We start from the raw sequence: 17,688 nt of genomic DNA, 5'->3' as shown, positions 1-17,688 counted from the left end.
CATCACAAACCCCGGCCAATGCGCCGGGGTTTGTGTTTCCGGGATTTATAATCACCACAGAACCCTGTGGGAGCTGGCTTGCCAGCGATGGCGGCATATCATTCAACATCAATGGCGACTGACCCACCGCTATCGCTGGCAAGCCAGCTCCCACAGGGATCGGATTTCAATATTCAAAATTTGAGGAAGGTTTTATGGATTGGCTCCCCCACATCACCGTCGCCACCATCGTCGAAGACAACGGCCGCTTCCTGATGGTCGAAGAGCACAAGGGCGGGCGCAATGTGCTCAACCAGCCCGCCGGCCATCTCGACCCGAATGAAACCCTGATCGAAGCCGCCGTACGCGAAACCCTCGAAGAAACCGGCTGGGACGTCGAAGCCACCGGCGTGGTCGGCATTTACCTGTACACCGCCCCGAGCAACGGCGTGACTTACCAGCGCGTGTGCTTCAGCGCCAAAGCCCTGAAACACCACCCGGATTATCAACTGGACGACGGCATCGTCGGCGCCAAGTGGCTGACCCGCGAGGAATTAATCGCCCAGCGCGACAACTGGCGCAGCGAGCTGATCATCCGTTGCATTGACGACTATCTGGCCGGCAATCACTTCAGCCTCGAACTGATCCGCCCTTCTCTTTAGCCTTGAGGCCGTGAGCCTGATAGAATCGCGTCCTTTTTCAAGACACTCATTGAATCCCTATGCGTGATCCAGCCCCTTCTGATACATCCAAGAAGCGCGTCATTGTCGGCATGTCCGGCGGCGTGGACTCTTCCGTTTCCGCTCTTCTGCTGATCGAGCAGGGCTATGAAGTGGAAGGCCTGTTCATGAAGAACTGGGAAGAAGACGACGGAACGGAATACTGCACCGCCATGGACGACCTGGCCGATGCCCAGGCCGTTTGCGACAAGATCGGCATCAAGCTGCACACCGCCAACTTCGCCGCCGAGTACTGGGACAACGTGTTCGAGCACTTCCTCGCTGAATACAAGGCCGGTCGCACGCCGAACCCGGACATCCTGTGCAACCGCGAAATCAAGTTCAAGGCGTTCCTTGATTACGCCATGGTGCTCGGCGCCGACCTGATCGCCACCGGTCACTACGTGCGTCGCCGCGACATCGACGGCCGCACCGAACTGCTCAAGGGCCTCGATCCGAACAAGGATCAGAGCTATTTCCTGCACGCCGTCGGCGGCGAACAGATCGCCAAGACCCTGTTCCCGGTCGGTGAGCTGGAAAAGCCCGCAGTCCGCGCAATTGCCGAGAAATACGAACTGGCGACCGCCAAGAAGAAGGATTCCACCGGGATCTGCTTCATCGGCGAGCGTCGTTTCAGCGACTTCCTCAAGCAATACCTGCCGGCACAACCGGGCGAGATCAAGACCACCGAAGGCGAAGTCATCGGCCGTCACCACGGCTTGATGTATCACACCATCGGTCAGCGTCAGGGCCTGGGCATTGGCGGCTTGAAAGATGCTGGCGATGAGCCTTGGTACGTGCTGCGCAAGGATCTGGACACCAACGAGCTGATCGTCGGTCAGGGCAACAACCATCCGTGGCTGTTCTCCAGCGCCCTGCTCGCCTCGGAAATCTATTGGGTCAACCCGATCGATCTGAGCCAGCCACTGCGTTTGACTGCCAAAGTGCGTTATCGCCAAAGCGATCAAGCCTGCATCCTGGAACAAACCGCCACCGGCTACCGCGCCGTGTTCGACGAACCGCAGCGCGCCGTTACCCCGGGTCAATCCGTGGTGTTCTATGACGGTGAGATCTGCCTCGGTGGCGGCGTGATCGAAGTCGCCGAGCCGTGGAGCGGCCAGGCATGAGCCCGACTCAGGAGCAACTGACGGCATTGGGCGGCGTGTTTCTCGCCGCCGTGCTGGTCGACCGGATCGCCAAGACCGGCCAGACCAGCGAAGCCGGCCTGACCTGCATGCTCGGCAGCCTGCTGGTGCGCGACCCGAAAGACACGCTGGATGTGTATGGCGGCGACGACCTCAATCTGCGCGAGGGTTACCGCGCGCTGATCGGCGCCCTTGAACGTGACCCTAGCACTTTGCAGCGCGAACCTTTGCGTTATGCGCTGTCGATGCTCGGCCTCGAACGCCAACTGGCCAAGCGCGACGACATGCTCGACACCATCGGCAAGCGTCTGCCGCAGATCCAGTCGCAGGTCGAGCATTTCGGCCCGGCCCACGAAAACGTGGTTGCCGCCTGCGGTGCGCTGTATCAGGACACCCTGAGCACCCTGCGCCAACGCATTCAAGTACACGGCGACATGCGCAATCTGCAGCAACCGAGCAACGCCTCGAAAATTCGCGCCCTGCTGCTGGCCGGCATCCGTTCGGCACGCCTGTGGCGACAGCTCGGCGGACATCGCTGGCAATTGGTGATCAGCCGCCGCAAATTGCTCAAAGAGCTGTATCCGCTGATGCGCAGCGAGTAAATCGCCCCGCAATAAATGCTTTGTAGTCTGTAACGCGTAATACGCCGGTCAGTTGGCAACGGACCGGCGGATTTTTTCATGTATGATACGCGCCCCATTTCGTTGCCCGACTGTCCGAGAACACCCCATGCAGCTTTCTTCGCTCACTGCGGTTTCCCCTGTTGACGGCCGCTACGCCGGCAAAACCCAGGCCCTGCGCCCGATTTTCAGCGAGTACGGCCTGATCCGTGCCCGCGTTCTGGTTGAAGTGCGCTGGCTCCAGCGCCTGGCCGCCCACCCAGGCATCAGCGAAGTGCCGGCGTTCTCCGCCGAAGCCAACGCTGTCCTGAACGAGCTGGCAGAAAATTTCGCTCTGGAGCACGCCGAGCGCGTCAAAGAGATCGAGCGCACCACCAACCACGACGTCAAGGCGATTGAATACCTGCTCAAAGAGCAGGCGGCCAAGCTGCCGGAACTGGCCAAGGTCAGTGAGTTCATCCACTTTGCCTGCACCAGCGAAGACATCAACAACCTGTCCCACGCCCTGATGCTGCGCGAAGGCCGTGACGACGTGATGCTGCCGCTGATGCGCCAGACTGCCAACGCCATCCGCGAACTGGCCATCCGTTTCGCTGACGTGCCAATGCTGTCGCGCACCCACGGTCAACCGGCTTCGCCGACCACTCTGGGTAAAGAGCTGGCAAACGTGGTTTACCGTCTGGAGCGTCAGATCGCTCAGGTCGCTGCCGTTCCGCTGCTGGGCAAGATTAACGGCGCTGTCGGCAACTACAACGCCCACCTGTCGGCCTACCCGCAGATCGACTGGGAAGAAAACGCCCGCGCCTTCATCGAAGACGAACTGGGTCTGGGTTTCAACCCGTACACCACGCAGATCGAGCCGCACGACTACATCGCCGAGCTGTTCGACGCCATTGCGCGCTTCAACACCATCCTGATCGACTTCGACCGCGACATCTGGGGCTACATCTCCCTGGGTTACTTCAAGCAGCGCACCATCGCTGGTGAAATCGGTTCGTCGACCATGCCGCACAAGGTCAACCCGATCGACTTCGAAAACTCCGAAGGCAATCTGGGCATCGCCAACGCACTGTTCCAGCACCTGGCGAGCAAACTGCCAATCTCCCGCTGGCAGCGCGACCTGACCGACTCCACCGTACTGCGCAACCTCGGTGTCGGCTTCGCCCACAGCGTGATCGCGTACGAAGCCAGCCTCAAAGGCATCAGCAAGCTTGAGCTGAACGCGCAGAAGATTGCCGCGGACCTCGACGCTTGCTGGGAAGTATTGGCCGAGCCGATCCAGACCGTGATGCGCCGCTACAACATTGAAAACCCGTACGAGAAGCTGAAAGAACTGACGCGCGGCAAGGGCATCAGCCCTGAAGCGCTGCAGACTTTCATCGACGGCCTGGACATGCCAGCCGAAGCGAAAGCCGAGCTGAAATTGCTGACCCCGGCCAACTACATCGGCAACGCTGTAGCGCAAGCCAAACGCATCTGATCGACCGCTTGAACCGTTTGAGACGCCCGGCCGCGCCGGGCGTTTTTATTCCCGTCTGAAAAGTGCTTTTTTTCAATAGGTTACATATGAATTCCGATATTCCTCTTCAACTTCTGGGCGGTCTCACGGCGCGCGAATTCCTGCGCGACTACTGGCAGAAAAAACCGCTGCTGATTCGTCAGGCGATTCCTGACTTCGAAAGCCCGATCGACGCCGACGAGCTGGCCGGCCTAGCTCTGGAAGAAGAAATCGAATCGCGCCTGGTGATCGAACACGGCGAGCGTCCGTGGGAACTGCGCCGTGGCCCATTCGCCGAAGACGAATTCAGCAAATTGCCGGAAACCGAGTGGACCCTGCTGGTGCAAGCGGTCGACCAGTTCGTGCCGGAAGTCAGTGAACTGCTGGAAAACTTCCGTTTCCTGCCGAGCTGGCGCGTCGACGACGTGATGATCAGCTACGCCGCCCCAGGTGGCAGCGTTGGTCCGCACTTCGACAACTACGACGTGTTCCTGCTGCAAGGCCACGGCAAGCGCAACTGGAAAATCGGCCAGATGTGCGATTCCGAGAGCCCGCTGCTGCAACACGCAGACCTGCGCATCCTCGCCGAATTCGAAGAGACCGCTGAATGGGTGCTGGAACCGGGCGACATGCTCTACCTGCCACCACGCCTGGCGCACTGCGGCGTGGCCGTGGATGAATGCATGACCTACTCGGTCGGCTTCCGCGCACCGAGCGCCTCTGAAGTGCTGACCCACTTCACCGACTTCCTCAGCCAGTTCCTGACTGACGAAGAGCGCTACACCGACGCCGATGCGCAGCCGGCAGCCGATCCGCATCAGATTCAACACGATGCGCTGGATCGCCTGAAAAGCCTGCTCGCCGAACACATGAGCGACGAGCGCCTGCTGCTGACCTGGTTCGGCCAGTACATGACCGAACCGCGCTACCCGGAACTGGTTACCGGCCCGGACGACCTCGCCGAAGACGACGTGCTCAGCGCACTGGAGCAAGGCGCGATCCTGGTTCGCAACCCAAGCGCTCGCCTCGCCTGGTCGGAAGTCGATGACGACCTGCTGCTGTTCGCCAGCGGCCAGAGCCGTTATCTGCCGGGCAAACTGCGCGAGCTGCTGAAAATGATCTGCGCCGCCGACGCTTTGCACACCGATAACCTCGGCGAGTGGCTGAACGACGAAGACGGTCGCGGCCTGCTGTGCGAACTGGTCAAGCAAGGGAGCCTGGGGTTCGCCGATGAATAAGATTCGCGTACGTGTCGCAGACTGGCAAAAGGACAACGCCGAGATCCGGCGCATTCGTGAAACGGTGTTCATCGCCGAGCAATCGGTTCCGCCTGAGCTTGAGTGGGATGCCGACGACGCTACAGCGGTGCATTTTCTGGCATTCGAAGGCGACTTTCCGATTGGTACCGCTCGCCTGCTGCCCGATGGGCACATCGGCCGGGTTTCGGTACTGAAGGACTGGCGCGGCATGAAGGTCGGTGATGCACTGATGCAAGCGGTGATCGCCGAAGCTGAAGCGCGTGGTTTGCAACAGCAAATGCTCAGCGCCCAGGTGCAGGCCACTGCGTTCTATGAGCGTTTGGGTTTCAGCCTGGTCAGCGAGGAATTCCTGGAAGCAGGGATACCGCATGTGGATATGGTTCGGCATTCGGCCTGAACCCGCGGCGCGGCTTTCGCGAGCAGGCTCGCTCCCACAGGGAAATGCATTCCAACTGTGGGAGCGAGCCTGCTCGCGAAGGGGCCCGAAAGCACAACACAAAACGCCCCGACATCAAACGATGTCGGGGCGTTTTGCTGTCTACGATTCAACTTGCCCCACCCGAGGCCGACAAACTGGCAATATCAAGCCTTTAGAACGCGGAGATAACGGACATGTCCCTACGCACCCTGCTCACCACCCTGCTGCTCGGTTGCAGCCTTTCGGTGATGGCAGCCACAGAAATCGTGCCCCTCAAGTACCGCACCAGCGCCGACATGCTGCCGATGGCGCAAGACTTCATCGGCAGAGACGGCCAGGTCAGCGCCTATGGCAATCAACTGATCGTCAAGGCCGAGCCGGACAAGATCCAGGAACTCAAAGCCCTGCTGTCGCAACTGGATACTGCGCCGAAACGCCTGCTGATCACCGTCGACACCAACGAAAACAATCAGCAGAACACCGGCGATCAACAAACCAGAATCATCAATTACAGCACCGCCAGCCGCGATGGCGGCATTCAGCAGATCCAGGCCAGCGAAGGCGCGCCCGCGCTGATTCAGGTCGGCCAGAGCGTGCCGATCACCAGCAGCCAGAGCAATTCCTACGGCGATTACAGCAGCCAGACTCAATACCGAAACGTCACCCAGGGTTTCTACGTCACGGCCAGCGTTACCGGTGAAACCGTTCACTTGGCGATCAGTACCAACCGTGACCGCATGAGCCAGGAACGTCCCGATGTAGTGAACGTGCAAAGCACCGACACAACTGTCACGGGGCGTCTCGGCGAGTGGATCACCCTGGCCGGTGTGAATCGCGAAACCCAGGCCGATAAACAGAGCCAGACCCGCAGCTACTCTACTCAGGGCCGGGATGACATGACCTTGCGGGTCAAAGTCGAGACAATGGACTAAAGCACCGAAAACTGACTGATTAGTCGTATTAGACGAAAGATGTAGTGCTTGAAAAAAAGCACTACAAAACGTTTGACGAGGCAAAAAAGCGAAGGCATGATGGCCTCGCTCCCGCTAATCAGAGGCCCTGGCAAGGGCCTTCGAAGCGATGTTCGCACCTACCCCGCGAACCGCTTCGTGTCTGTACCGCCCACAAGGTGTGTTTGACGAGGTTGTCGACTGGAACGAAGTTGTCCCGAGGGACGGAAGCGTAACTAGGTAACCCGGCATCACACTGTAGTTCGTATGAAAGGCCCACGATGCCCGGAGTACGCCCGCCAGTTCGCCCTTACCTGCTCACTTCCCCTCGAGCCCATCGTTCATCCCGTCGCCTACCCCGCCGAATCCGACTTGACCACCTAAGCTTCTGGTCAGCGAGCGCAGGAATTTTCCACCGCAGAACAACTTTTCATAAAGACGCGACGAGGTTTATCTCCATGGCACTGACACGCGAACAGCAAATTGCAGCCCTCGAAAAAGACTGGGCTGAAAACCCGCGCTGGAAAGGCGTTACACGCGCTTACTCCGCTGCTGACGTCGTCCGCCTGCGTGGCTCGGTTCAACCTGAGCACACCCTTGCAAAAATGGGCGCCGAGAAGCTGTGGAACCTGGTTACCCAGGGTGCCAAGCCGTCCTTCCGTCCAGAGAAAGACTTCGTCAACTGCATGGGCGCCCTGACCGGCGGCCAGGCTGTTCAGCAGGTTAAAGCCGGTATCCAGGCGATCTACCTGTCTGGCTGGCAGGTTGCTGCGGACAACAACTCCGCCGAATCGATGTACCCGGATCAGTCGCTGTACCCGGTGGACTCGGTTCCAACCGTGGTCAAGCGCATCAACAACTCGTTCCGTCGTGCTGACCAGATCCAGTGGAAAGCCGGCAAGAACCCGGGCGACGATGGCTACATCGACTACTTCGCACCGATCGTGGCTGACGCTGAAGCCGGTTTCGGCGGCGTACTGAACGCCTACGAGCTGATGAAAAGCATGATCGAAGCAGGCGCCGCCGGCGTTCACTTCGAAGACCAACTGGCTTCCGTGAAAAAATGCGGCCACATGGGCGGCAAGGTTCTGGTGCCAACCCAGGAAGCCGTACAGAAGCTGACTGCTGCACGTCTGGCTGCTGACGTTGCCGGTACTCCGACCATCATTCTGGCGCGTACCGACGCTAACGCCGCTGACCTGCTGACTTCCGACTGCGACCCGTACGACCAGCCATTCGTGACTGGCGAGCGCACCCAGGAAGGTTTCTACAAGGTTCGTGCCGGTCTCGACCAGGCAATCGCCCGTGGCCTGGCTTACGCTCCGTATGCCGACCTGATCTGGTGCGAAACCGCCAAGCCGGATCTGGACGAAGCACGTCGCTTCGCTGAAGCGATCAAAAAGGAATACCCGGACCAACTGCTGTCGTACAACTGCTCGCCTTCCTTCAACTGGAAGAAAAACCTGGACGACGCGACCATCGCCAAGTTCCAGCGCGAACTGTCCGCCATGGGTTACAAGCACCAGTTCATCACCCTGGCCGGCATTCACAACATGTGGCACAGCATGTTCAACCTGGCGCACGACTACGCCCGCAACGACATGACTGCCTACGTGAAGCTGCAAGAGCAGGAATTCGCTGACGCCTCCAAGGGTTACACCTTCGTGGCTCACCAGCAGGAAGTGGGCACCGGCTACTTCGACGACATGACCACCGTGATTCAGGGTGGCTCGTCCTCGGTAACCGCGCTGACCGGTTCGACCGAAGAAGAACAGTTCCACTGATTCTGCTTCGCCTGAGCAAACGGCCTTTGCGGATCGTATAGAAAGCTAACCGCAAAGCCGCAAGACTGACGCCCCGACTGGTTCGGGGCGTTTTTTTGCCCAAAATCCCCCAAACACCACAAAAACCTGTGGGAGCGGGCTTGCCCGCGATGATGGCTTCAGCTTCAGCAAATGCATCGACAGATACACCGCTATCGCGGGCAAGCCCGCTCCCACAGAGATCGGAGGCGCTCATGGAGCAAAACATTGATCCAGCGCGGCATCTGCGTCACAAAAATCAGCTAAAACGTGCGCCGCCGCTACTTGCAGTAACGTGCATATAAGACAACTTCCCGACTATTGCCTCGTTAAACAGTTACAAAACCACTCCAAACGATATTAATTATCATTTAGCGACAACTATGTTCGTTACATTCCCTACAAAACATAATTCGCTGAAACCGGCCTAATGCCCGCACAGCATGGGCTACAGGGCATGCGAGGTGCGCTATGTCCTTATTCCAATAAATAATTTCGCTATAGGAATTTTACTTGCTGGGTGTTTAGCCATAAAATCACCGCGATTGATTGCTGCGACATATCGTCACTGCTTTATTTCTTTATCAAGCTCAGAGACCTTTGCTCTCTGTTAAGGATTACCAGCATGCCCGAAGCGACAGGACTCATGGCCCACAACTGGGGCTTTGCCATTTTCCTTCTCGGCGTTGTCGGCCTCTGCGCCTTCATGCTTGGTGTCTCCAGCCTCCTCGGGTCAAAAGCCTGGGGCCGCAGCAAAAACGAACCGTTCGAGTCGGGCATGCTACCTACCGGTGGCGCCCGCTTGCGGCTCTCAGCCAAATTCTATCTGGTCGCGATGCTGTTCGTGATCTTCGATATCGAAGCCCTCTTTCTCTTTGCATGGTCTGTGTCCGTCCGCGAAAGCGGCTGGACCGGATTCGTCGAAGCTCTCGTTTTCATAGCAATTCTGTTGGCAGGTCTTGTCTACCTGTTCCGAGTGGGCGCCCTTGACTGGGCTCCGGAAGCTCGTCGCAAGCGGCAGGCGAAGCTGAAACAATGAGGCTTTGGCAATGCAATACAATCTCACCAGGATCGACCCCGATGCTCCTAACGAGCAATATCCGATTGGCGAACGGGAAACCGTTTCCGATCCGTTAGAAGATCAAGTCCACAAAAACATCTTCATGGGCAAGCTGGAAGACGTGCTGAACGGCGCGGTCAACTGGGGGCGTAAAAACTCCCTGTGGCCGTACAACTTCGGCCTGTCCTGCTGCTACGTGGAAATGACCACTGCCTTCACGGCGCCCCACGACATCGCGCGCTTCGGCGCCGAAGTCATCCGGGCATCACCGCGTCAGGCCGACTTCATGGTTATCGCCGGTACCTGCTTCATCAAGATGGCGCCGATCATTCAGCGTCTCTACGAGCAAATGCTCGAGCCGAAGTGGGTTATTTCCATGGGCTCGTGCGCCAACTCCGGTGGCATGTACGACATCTACTCTGTGGTTCAGGGGGTGGACAAGTTCCTGCCCGTTGACGTCTACGTGCCTGGCTGCCCGCCCCGTCCAGAAGCATTTCTGCAAGGCTTGATGCTGTTGCAGGAATCGATTGGCCAGGAGCGTCGCCCACTGTCCTGGGTCGTTGGTGATCAAGGCGTTTATCGTGCCGACATGCCATCGCAAAAGGAACAGCGCCGCGAACAGCGAATCGCAGTCACTAACCTGCGCAGCCCTGACGAAGTCTGATCCAGATCTGTCCTTAATAAAGACGAGAAGCTGGCTTCATTCTTTACGTTGACCGAAAGCGAAAAAATAACCATGACTACAGGCAGCGCTCTGTACATCCCGCCTTACAAGGCAGACGACCAGGATGTGGTCGTCGAACTGAACAACCGTTTTGGCGCCGAAGCATTCACTGCGCAATCCACTCGCACCGGCATGCCGGTGCTTTGGGTTGCCCGCGCCAGACTCGTCGAAGTCCTGACCTTCCTGCGTAACCTGCCCAAGCCGTACGTCATGCTCTATGACCTGCACGGCGTGGACGAGCGTCTGCGCACCAAGCGTCAAGGGCTGCCGAGTGACGCCGAGTTCACCGTGTTCTACCACCTCATGTCGCTGGAACGTAATAGTGACGTGATGATCAAGGTTGCCTTGTCCGAGAGCGACCTGAGCTTGCCGACCGTCACCGGTATCTGGCCGAACGCCAACTGGTACGAGCGTGAAGTCTGGGACATGTTCGGCATCGACTTCAAAGGCCACCCGCACCTGTCGCGCATCATGATGCCGCCGACCTGGGAAGGTCACCCGCTGCGCAAGGATTTCCCGGCGCGTGCGACCGAGTTCGACCCGTTCAGCCTGAACCTGGCCAAGCAACAGCTTGAGGAAGAAGCCGCACGCTTCCGTCCTGAAGACTGGGGCATGAAACGTTCCGGCACGAACGAGGACTACATGTTCCTCAACCTGGGCCCGAACCACCCTTCGGCTCACGGTGCGTTCCGTATCATTCTGCAACTGGACGGCGAAGAGATCGTCGACTGCGTGCCTGACGTCGGTTACCACCACCGTGGCGCCGAAAAAATGGCCGAACGTCAGTCCTGGCACTCCTTCATCCCGTACACCGACCGTATCGACTACCTCGGCGGCGTGATGAACAACCTGCCGTACGTGCTCTCGGTCGAGAAGCTGGCCGGCATCAAGGTGCCTGAGAAGGTCGACGTCATCCGCATCATGATGGCCGAGTTCTTCCGGATCACCAGCCACCTGCTGTTCCTGGGTACTTACATCCAGGACGTCGGCGCCATGACCCCGGTGTTCTTCACCTTCACCGACCGCCAGAAGGCGTACACGGTGATCGAAGCCATTACCGGTTTCCGTCTGCACCCGGCCTGGTACCGCATCGGCGGCGTCGCGCACGACCTGCCGCGCGGCTGGGAAAAACTGGTGAAAGACTTCGTTGAATGGCTGCCAAAACGCCTCGACGAATACACCAAGGCTGCCCTGCAGAACAGCATCCTCAAGGGTCGTACCATCGGCGTTGCCGCCTACAACACCAAAGAGGCCCTGGAATGGGGCGTCACGGGTGCCGGCCTGCGTTCGACCGGTTGCGATTTCGACCTGCGTAAAGCGCGCCCGTACTCCGGCTACGAGAACTTCGAGTTCGAAGTACCGCTGGCCGCCAACGGCGATGCCTACGACCGCTGCATGGTTCGCGTCGAAGAAATGCGCCAGAGCATCAAGATCATCGACCAGTGCATGCGCAACATGCCGGAAGGCCCGTACAAGGCGGATCACCCGCTGACCACGCCGCCGCCGAAAGAGCGCACGTTGCAGCACATCGAAACCCTGATCACGCACTTCCTGCAAGTTTCGTGGGGCCCGGTCATGCCGGCCAACGAATCCTTCCAGATGATCGAAGCGACCAAGGGCATCAACAGTTATTACCTGACGAGCGACGGCGGCACCATGAGCTACCGTACCCGGATTCGTACTCCAAGCTTCCCGCATCTGCAGCAGATCCCTTCGGTGATCAAAGGCAGCATGGTCGCGGACTTGATTGCGTACCTGGGTAGTATCGACTTCGTTATGGCCGACGTGGACCGCTAAGCATGAACAGCACGCTTATCCAGACAGACCGTTTCACCCTGAGTGAAACCGAGCGCTCGGCCATCGAGCACGAGCTGCATCACTACGAAGACCCGCGCGCGGCGTCGATCGAAGCCCTGAAGATCGTTCAGAAAGAACGCGGCTGGGTGCCGGACGGCGCCCTCTACGCGATCGGGGAGATCCTCGGCATCCCGGCGAGCGACGTTGAAGGTGTGGCGACGTTCTACAGCCAGATCTTCCGTCAGCCGGTCGGCCGTCACATCATCCGCGTGTGCGACAGCATGGTCTGCTACATCGGCGGCCATGAGTCGGTCGTCAGCGAAATCCAGAACAATCTGGGCATCGGCCTGGGTCAGACCACCGAAGACGGTCGTTTCACTCTGCTGCCTGTCTGCTGCCTCGGCAACTGCGACAAGGCACCGGCACTGATGATCGACGACGACACCTTTGGTGATGTGCAGCCTGCTGGCGTCGCCAAACTGCTCGAGGGCTACGTATGACCCTGACATCTTTCGGCCCGGCCAACCTGATCAAGCGTTCGCCAGAGACTCACCCGTTGACCTGGCGTCTGCGTGACGACGGCGAAGCGGTATGGCTCGACGAATACCAGGCCAAAAACGGCTACGCCGCTGCGCGCAAAGCCTTCGCCGACATGGCTCAGGACGACATCGTCCAGACCGTGAAGGACGCAGGCCTGAAAGGTCGCGGCGGTGCAGGCTTCCCCACTGGAGTCAAGTGGGGCCTGATGCCAAAAGACGAATCCATCAACATCCGCTACCTGCTATGCAACGCGGATGAAATGGAGCCGAACACCTGGAAAGACCGCATGCTGATGGAGCAACTGCCCCATCTGCTGATCGAAGGCATGCTGATCAGTGCCCGCGCACTGAAAACCTACCGTGGCTACATCTTCCTGCGTGGCGAATACACCACCGCCGCCAAGCACCTCAACCGTGCCGTGGAAGAAGCCAAGGCAGCAGGTCTGCTGGGTAAAAACATTCTGGGCAGCGGCTTCGATTTCGAACTGTTCGTCCACACCGGCGCCGGGCGTTACATCTGCGGTGAAGAAACCGCACTGATCAACTCCCTCGAAGGTCGCCGCGCCAACCCGCGTTCCAAGCCACCCTTCCCTGCCGCCGTTGGCGTGTGGGGCAAGCCGACTTGCGTGAACAACGTTGAAACCCTGTGCAACGTGCCGGCGATCATTGCCGACGGCGTTGACTGGTACAAATCGTTGGCCCGCGAAGGCAGCGAAGACATGGGCACCAAGCTCATGGGCTTCTCCGGCAAGGTCAAGAATCCTGGCCTGTGGGAACTGCCATTCGGCGTGACCGGTCGCGAGTTGTTCGAAGACTACGCTGGCGGCATGCGCGACGGCTTCAAGCTCAAGGCCTGGCAGCCAGGTGGCGCCGGTACCGGTTTCCTCTTGCCTGAGCACCTTGACGCACAAATGTATGCCGGCGGCATCGCCAAAGTGGGCACCCGTATGGGTACCGGCCTGGCAATGGCGGTGGACGACAGCGTCAACATGGTCTCGCTGCTGCGCAACATGGAGCAGTTCTTCTCCCGTGAGTCGTGCGGTTTCTGCACCCCTTGCCGCGATGGCTTGCCATGGAGCGTCAAGCTGCTGATGGCCATCGAGAAAGGCGAAGGCCAACCGGGCGACATCGAGACCCTGCTGGGTCTGGTCGGTTTCCTCGGCCCTGGCAAGACCTTCTGTGCTCACGCACCGGGTGCCGTGGAGCCGTTGGGCAGCGCCATCAAATACTTCCGTCCAGAGTTCGAAGCCGGTATCGCGCCTGTAAGCGCAGCCGTCCCGCCTCTGGCAAGGCCGATCGTAGTCGGCGCGTAAACGCTTAAAAGGCGAAGGGTCCGTGCCCTTCGCCTTTCGTCCGATGACGCCTTTATGGGCTGTTTGGATTCGGACGAATAACAAGATTCCATTAGCCACGCCCGCTGACACCGGGCCAACGAAGAACTTTGAACCATGGCCACTATCCACGTAGACGGCAAAGCGCTCGAAGTCGACGGGGCAGACAACCTGTTACAGGCATGTCTGTCGCTGGGCCTCGACATTCCATATTTCTGCTGGCACCCCGCGCTTGGTAGCGTCGGGGCTTGCCGCCAGTGTGCGGTCAAGCAGTACACCGACGAGAACGACACCCGTGGTCGTATCGTCATGTCCTGCATGACCCCAGCCACCGACAACACCTGGATCTCCATCGAAGATGAAGAATCCAAGGCGTTCCGCGCCAGTGTTGTCGAATGGCTGATGACCAACCACCCGCACGACTGCCCTGTGTGCGAAGAAGGCGGTCACTGCCACCTGCAAGACATGACCGTGATGACCGGCCACAACGAGCGCCGTTATCGCTTCACCAAACGTACCCACCAGAACCAGCAACTGGGCCCGTTCATTTCCCACGAAATGAACCGCTGCATCGCTTGCTACCGCTGCGTGCGTTTCTACAAGGATTACGCTGGCGGCACCGACCTCGGTGTATTCGGCGCCCACGACAACGTGTACTTCGGTCGCGTTGAAGACGGCACCCTTGAAAGCGAGTTCTCCGGCAACCTCACCGAGGTCTGCCCGACCGGTGTGTTCACCGACAAGACTCACTCCGAGCGCTACAACCGTAAATGGGACATGCAGTTCTCGCCGAGCATCTGCCATGGCTGCTCCAGCGGTTGCAACATCTCTCCGGGTGAGCGTTACGGCGAACTGCGTCGCATCGAAAACCGTTTCAACGGTTCGGTGAACCAGTACTTCCTGTGCGACCGTGGCCGTTTCGGTTATGGCTACGTCAACCGCACCGACCGTCCACGTCAGCCACTGCTGGCCGACGGCACCAAGCTGAGCCTCGACGACGCGCTGGATAAAGCCGCCGACCTGCTGCGCGGCCGCAATATCGTCGGTATCGGTTCGCCGCGTGCCAGCCTCGAAAGCAACTACGCGTTGCGTGAACTGGTGGGCGCCGAGCACTTCTACAGCGGTATCGAAGCGTCTGAACTGGAACGTATCCGTCTGGTTCTGCAAGTGCTCAACGACAGCCCGCTGCCAGTGCCGAACATGCGCGACATCGAAGACCACGACGCCGTGTTCGTTCTCGGTGAAGACCTGACCCAGACCGCCGCCCGTATGGCGCTGTCGCTGCGTCAGTCGGTCAAAGGCAAGGCCGAAGAAATGGCCGACGCCATGCGCGTTCAGCCATGGCTCGACGCCGCTGTGAAGAACATCGGTCAGCACGCGCTGAACCCGTTGTTCATCGCCAGCCTGGCTGAAACCAAGCTCGACGACATCGCCGAAGAATGCGTTCACGCCGCTCCGGACGACCTGGCGCGCATCGGTTTCGCTGTTGCTCACGCACTGGATGCCAGCGCCCCGGCCGTCGAAGGTCTGGACGCCGAAGCCCTGCAACTGGCCAAGCGTATCGCCGACGCCCTGCTCGCTGCCAAGCGCCCGCTGATCATCGCCGGTACTTCCCTCGGTTCGAAAGCACTGATCGAAGCCGCCGCGAACATCGCCAAGGCCCTCAAGCTGCGCGAGAAGAACGGTTCCATCAGCCTGATCGTGCCGGAAGCCAACAGCCTCGGCCTGGCCATGCTCGGTGGCGAATCGGTTGATGCCGCGCTGCAAGCCGTCATCGACGGCAAGGCTGACGCCATCGTCGTGCTGGAAAACGATCTGTTCACCCGCACCGACAGCGCCAAGGTCGAAGCTGCCCTGAACGCCGCGAAAGTAGTGATCGTTGCTGATCATCAGAAGACCGCTACCAGCGACCGCGCCCACCTGGTTCTGCCAGCGGCGAGCTTCGCCGAAGGCGACGGTACGCTGGTCAGCCAGGAAGGTCGCGCCCAGCGCTTCTTCCAGGTTTTCGATCCGCAATACCTCGACGCGAGCATTCTGGTTCACGAAGGCTGGCGCTGGCTGCACGCCCTGCGCGCCACCCTGCTGAACCAGCCGATCGACTGGACGCAACTCGACCACGTCACCGCTGCCGTTGCTTCGAGCACCGCGCAACTGGCACGTATTGTCGATGCTGCACCGTCCGCCGCGTTCCGCATCAAGGGTATGAAACTGGCACGTGAGCCGCTGCGTTACTCCGGTCGCACCGCAATGCGCGCCGACATCAGCGTTCACGAACCACGCACCCCGCAAGACAAAGACACCGCGTTCGCCTTCTCCATGGAAGGTTACTCGGGCTCCGCAGAACCGCGTCAGCAAGTTCCATTTGCATGGTCGCCGGGCTGGAACTCGCCACAAGCGTGGAACAAGTTCCAGGACGAAGTCGGTGGTCACATCCGTGCTGGCGATCCGGGCACCCGCCTGATCGAAAGCACTGGTGATTCGCTGAACTGGTTCGCTGCTGCTCCGCGTGCGTTCAACCCGGCGCCGGGTACCTGGCAAGCCGTGCCGTTCTTCCACCTGTTCGGCAGCGAAGAAAACTCTTCGAAAGCCGCTCCGGTTCAGGAACGCATTCCGGCCGCCTACGTGGCTCTGGCCAAGTCCGAAGCCGATCGTCTGGGCGTCAACGACGGTGCACTGCTGAGCCTGAACGTGGCCGGTCAGACCCTGCGTCTGCCGCTGCGCATCAATGAAGAACTGAGCGCAGGTCTGGTGGCATTGCCTGCGGGCATCGCCGGCATTCCACCGGCATTTGCCGGCGTATCCGTCGACGGTCTGCAGGAGGCAGCGCAATGACCTGGTTCACCCCTGAAGTGATCGATGTGATCCTCTCGGTCGTCAAAGCCATCGTCATCCTGCTGGCCGTCGTGGTCGCAGGTGCGTTGCTCAGCTTTGTCGAACGTCGCCTGCTGGGCTGGTGGCAGGACCGTTACGGTCCGAACCGCGTTGGCCCGTTCGGTATGTTCCAGATCGCTGCCGACATGCTGAAAATGTTCTTCAAGGAAGACTGGACGCCACCGTTTGCCGACAAGGTGATTTTTACCCTGGCACCGGTCGTGGCCATGTCCGCCCTGCTGATCGCTTTCTCCATCATCCCGATCACTCCGACCTGGGGCGTGGCGGATCTGAACATCGGCTTGCTGTTCTTCTTCGCCATGGCCGGTCTGTCGGTCTACGCGGTGTTGTTCGCCGGCTGGTCGAGTAACAACAAGTTCGCCCTGCTCGGTGCGTTGCGTGCTTCGGCGCAGACCGTGTCCTACGAAGTGTTCATGGGCCTGGCCCTGATGGGCATCGTGGTGCAGGTCGGCTCGTTCAACATGCGCGACATCGTTGAATACCAGGCGCAGAACCTGTGGTTCATCATTCCGCAGTTCTTCGGCTTCTGTACCTTCTTCATCGCTGGCGTCGCCGTGACTCACCGTCACCCGTTCGACCAGCCGGAAGCGGAACAGGAACTGGCCGACGGTTACCACATTGAATACGCCGGTATGAAATGGGGCATGTTCTTCGTCGGTGAATACATCGGCATCATCCTGATCTCGGCGCTGCTGGTCACCCTGTTCTTCGGTGGCTGGCACGGTCCGTTCGGCATCTTGCCGCAACTGGCTTTCCTCTGGTTCGCACTGAAGACCGCGTTCTTCATCATGCTGTTCATCCTGCTGCGCGCTTCTATCCCGCGTCCGCGTTATGACCAGGTGATGGATTTCAGCTGGAAATTCTGCCTGCCACTGACCCTGATCAATTTGCTGGTGACCGCTGCAGTCGTGTTGTTGAACACGCCTGCGGTCGCGGTTCAGTGAGGATTTGACCC

General features: G+C 59.5%; 15 protein-coding genes. All 15 read left to right on the top strand.

What is annotated here, in order from left to right:
• Window positions 1-194 precede the first annotated feature (194 nt).
• Window positions 195-641 carry an NUDIX hydrolase gene (locus ACTWLJ_RS18035; protein WP_445177815.1) on the top strand — a complete coding sequence of 149 codons (447 nt, stop codon included), beginning with the start codon at window positions 195-197 and terminating at the stop codon, window positions 639-641.
• A 59-nt stretch (window positions 642-700) separates the two neighbouring features.
• Window positions 701-1,825 carry a tRNA 2-thiouridine(34) synthase MnmA gene (gene mnmA, locus ACTWLJ_RS18030; RefSeq protein WP_445177814.1) on the top strand — a complete coding sequence of 375 codons (1,125 nt, stop codon included), beginning with the start codon at window positions 701-703 and terminating at the stop codon, window positions 1,823-1,825.
• Window positions 1,822-2,445 carry a high frequency lysogenization protein HflD gene (gene hflD / locus ACTWLJ_RS18025; protein WP_007920199.1) on the top strand — a complete coding sequence of 208 codons (624 nt, stop codon included), beginning with the start codon at window positions 1,822-1,824 and terminating at the stop codon, window positions 2,443-2,445. The genes mnmA and hflD overlap by 4 nt, the downstream gene beginning before the upstream one ends.
• A gap of 127 nt (window positions 2,446-2,572) precedes the next feature.
• Window positions 2,573-3,943, top strand: coding sequence for an adenylosuccinate lyase (gene purB, locus ACTWLJ_RS18020; RefSeq protein WP_445177813.1), 1,371 nt, complete (start codon window positions 2,573-2,575; stop codon window positions 3,941-3,943).
• An 86-nt stretch (window positions 3,944-4,029) separates the two neighbouring features.
• The gene (locus ACTWLJ_RS18015) at window positions 4,030-5,199 is read left to right on the top strand and encodes a ribosomal protein uL16 3-hydroxylase (RefSeq protein ID WP_445177812.1); all 1,170 of its coding nucleotides are present in this window, start codon (window positions 4,030-4,032) and stop codon (window positions 5,197-5,199) included.
• A complete protein-coding gene (locus ACTWLJ_RS18010) occupies window positions 5,192-5,617 on the top strand; it encodes a GNAT family N-acetyltransferase (RefSeq protein WP_003223818.1) in 426 nt (141 codons plus the stop codon). The genes ACTWLJ_RS18015 and ACTWLJ_RS18010 overlap by 8 nt, the downstream gene beginning before the upstream one ends.
• A 215-nt stretch (window positions 5,618-5,832) precedes the next feature.
• Window positions 5,833-6,570 (top strand): secretin N-terminal domain-containing protein, encoded by a 738-nt coding sequence (locus ACTWLJ_RS18005; protein ID WP_445177811.1) that lies wholly within the window; start codon window positions 5,833-5,835, stop codon window positions 6,568-6,570.
• Window positions 6,571-7,046: 476 nt separating this feature from the next.
• Window positions 7,047-8,372 carry an isocitrate lyase gene (gene aceA, locus ACTWLJ_RS18000; protein ID WP_445177810.1) on the top strand — a complete coding sequence of 442 codons (1,326 nt, stop codon included), beginning with the start codon at window positions 7,047-7,049 and terminating at the stop codon, window positions 8,370-8,372.
• A 643-nt stretch (window positions 8,373-9,015) separates the two neighbouring features.
• Window positions 9,016-9,429: an NADH-quinone oxidoreductase subunit A gene (locus ACTWLJ_RS17995; RefSeq protein ID WP_003223812.1), complete on the top strand. Its 414-nt coding sequence runs from the start codon at window positions 9,016-9,018 to the stop codon at window positions 9,427-9,429.
• 10 nt (window positions 9,430-9,439) lie between these two features.
• Window positions 9,440-10,114, top strand: coding sequence for a NuoB/complex I 20 kDa subunit family protein (locus ACTWLJ_RS17990; RefSeq protein ID WP_103306792.1), 675 nt, complete (start codon window positions 9,440-9,442; stop codon window positions 10,112-10,114).
• 72 nt (window positions 10,115-10,186) lie between these two features.
• The gene (gene nuoC, locus ACTWLJ_RS17985; protein ID WP_445177809.1) at window positions 10,187-11,971 is read left to right on the top strand and encodes an NADH-quinone oxidoreductase subunit C/D; all 1,785 of its coding nucleotides are present in this window, start codon (window positions 10,187-10,189) and stop codon (window positions 11,969-11,971) included.
• A gap of 2 nt (window positions 11,972-11,973) precedes the next feature.
• The gene (gene nuoE, locus ACTWLJ_RS17980; RefSeq protein ID WP_445177808.1) at window positions 11,974-12,471 is read left to right on the top strand and encodes an NADH-quinone oxidoreductase subunit NuoE; all 498 of its coding nucleotides are present in this window, start codon (window positions 11,974-11,976) and stop codon (window positions 12,469-12,471) included.
• On the top strand, window positions 12,468-13,823 hold the full coding sequence (gene nuoF, locus ACTWLJ_RS17975; RefSeq protein WP_445177807.1) for an NADH-quinone oxidoreductase subunit NuoF: 1,356 nt from the start codon (window positions 12,468-12,470) through the stop codon (window positions 13,821-13,823). The genes nuoE and nuoF overlap by 4 nt, the downstream gene beginning before the upstream one ends.
• Before the next feature lie 135 nt (window positions 13,824-13,958).
• Window positions 13,959-16,673 carry an NADH-quinone oxidoreductase subunit NuoG gene (gene nuoG / locus ACTWLJ_RS17970; protein WP_445177806.1) on the top strand — a complete coding sequence of 905 codons (2,715 nt, stop codon included), beginning with the start codon at window positions 13,959-13,961 and terminating at the stop codon, window positions 16,671-16,673.
• Entirely contained in the window at window positions 16,670-17,677 is a 1,008-nt protein-coding gene (gene nuoH, locus ACTWLJ_RS17965) for an NADH-quinone oxidoreductase subunit NuoH (protein ID WP_445177805.1), read from the top strand. The genes nuoG and nuoH overlap by 4 nt, the downstream gene beginning before the upstream one ends.
• Window positions 17,678-17,688: the final 11 nt, after the last annotated feature.

It is taken from the genome of Pseudomonas sp. McL0111, from assembly GCF_052567255.1.
Note: the sequence above shows the minus strand (reverse complement) of the source record. Positions and strands in the feature narration are given on the sequence as shown.

Excerpts from the sequence above, each read along its gene's own strand:
- nuoG (WP_445177806.1), top strand. The coding sequence starts at position 13,959 with ATGGCCACTATCCACGTAGACGGCAAAGCGCTCGAAGTCGACGGGGCA.
- mnmA (WP_445177814.1), top strand. The coding sequence starts at position 701 with ATGCGTGATCCAGCCCCTTCTGATACATCCAAGAAGCGCGTCATTGTC.
- nuoF (WP_445177807.1), top strand. The coding sequence starts at position 12,468 with ATGACCCTGACATCTTTCGGCCCGGCCAACCTGATCAAGCGTTCGCCA.
- ACTWLJ_RS18035 (WP_445177815.1), top strand. The coding sequence starts at position 195 with ATGGATTGGCTCCCCCACATCACCGTCGCCACCATCGTCGAAGACAAC.
- ACTWLJ_RS17995 (WP_003223812.1), top strand. The coding sequence starts at position 9,016 with ATGCCCGAAGCGACAGGACTCATGGCCCACAACTGGGGCTTTGCCATT.
- ACTWLJ_RS18005 (WP_445177811.1), top strand. The coding sequence starts at position 5,833 with ATGTCCCTACGCACCCTGCTCACCACCCTGCTGCTCGGTTGCAGCCTT.
- nuoC (WP_445177809.1), top strand. The coding sequence starts at position 10,187 with ATGACTACAGGCAGCGCTCTGTACATCCCGCCTTACAAGGCAGACGAC.
- nuoH (WP_445177805.1), top strand. The coding sequence starts at position 16,670 with ATGACCTGGTTCACCCCTGAAGTGATCGATGTGATCCTCTCGGTCGTC.
- ACTWLJ_RS18015 (WP_445177812.1), top strand. The coding sequence starts at position 4,030 with ATGAATTCCGATATTCCTCTTCAACTTCTGGGCGGTCTCACGGCGCGC.
- ACTWLJ_RS17990 (WP_103306792.1), top strand. The coding sequence starts at position 9,440 with ATGCAATACAATCTCACCAGGATCGACCCCGATGCTCCTAACGAGCAA.
- purB (WP_445177813.1), top strand. The coding sequence starts at position 2,573 with ATGCAGCTTTCTTCGCTCACTGCGGTTTCCCCTGTTGACGGCCGCTAC.
- hflD (WP_007920199.1), top strand. The coding sequence starts at position 1,822 with ATGAGCCCGACTCAGGAGCAACTGACGGCATTGGGCGGCGTGTTTCTC.
- nuoE (WP_445177808.1), top strand. The coding sequence starts at position 11,974 with ATGAACAGCACGCTTATCCAGACAGACCGTTTCACCCTGAGTGAAACC.
- ACTWLJ_RS18010 (WP_003223818.1), top strand. The coding sequence starts at position 5,192 with ATGAATAAGATTCGCGTACGTGTCGCAGACTGGCAAAAGGACAACGCC.
- aceA (WP_445177810.1), top strand. The coding sequence starts at position 7,047 with ATGGCACTGACACGCGAACAGCAAATTGCAGCCCTCGAAAAAGACTGG.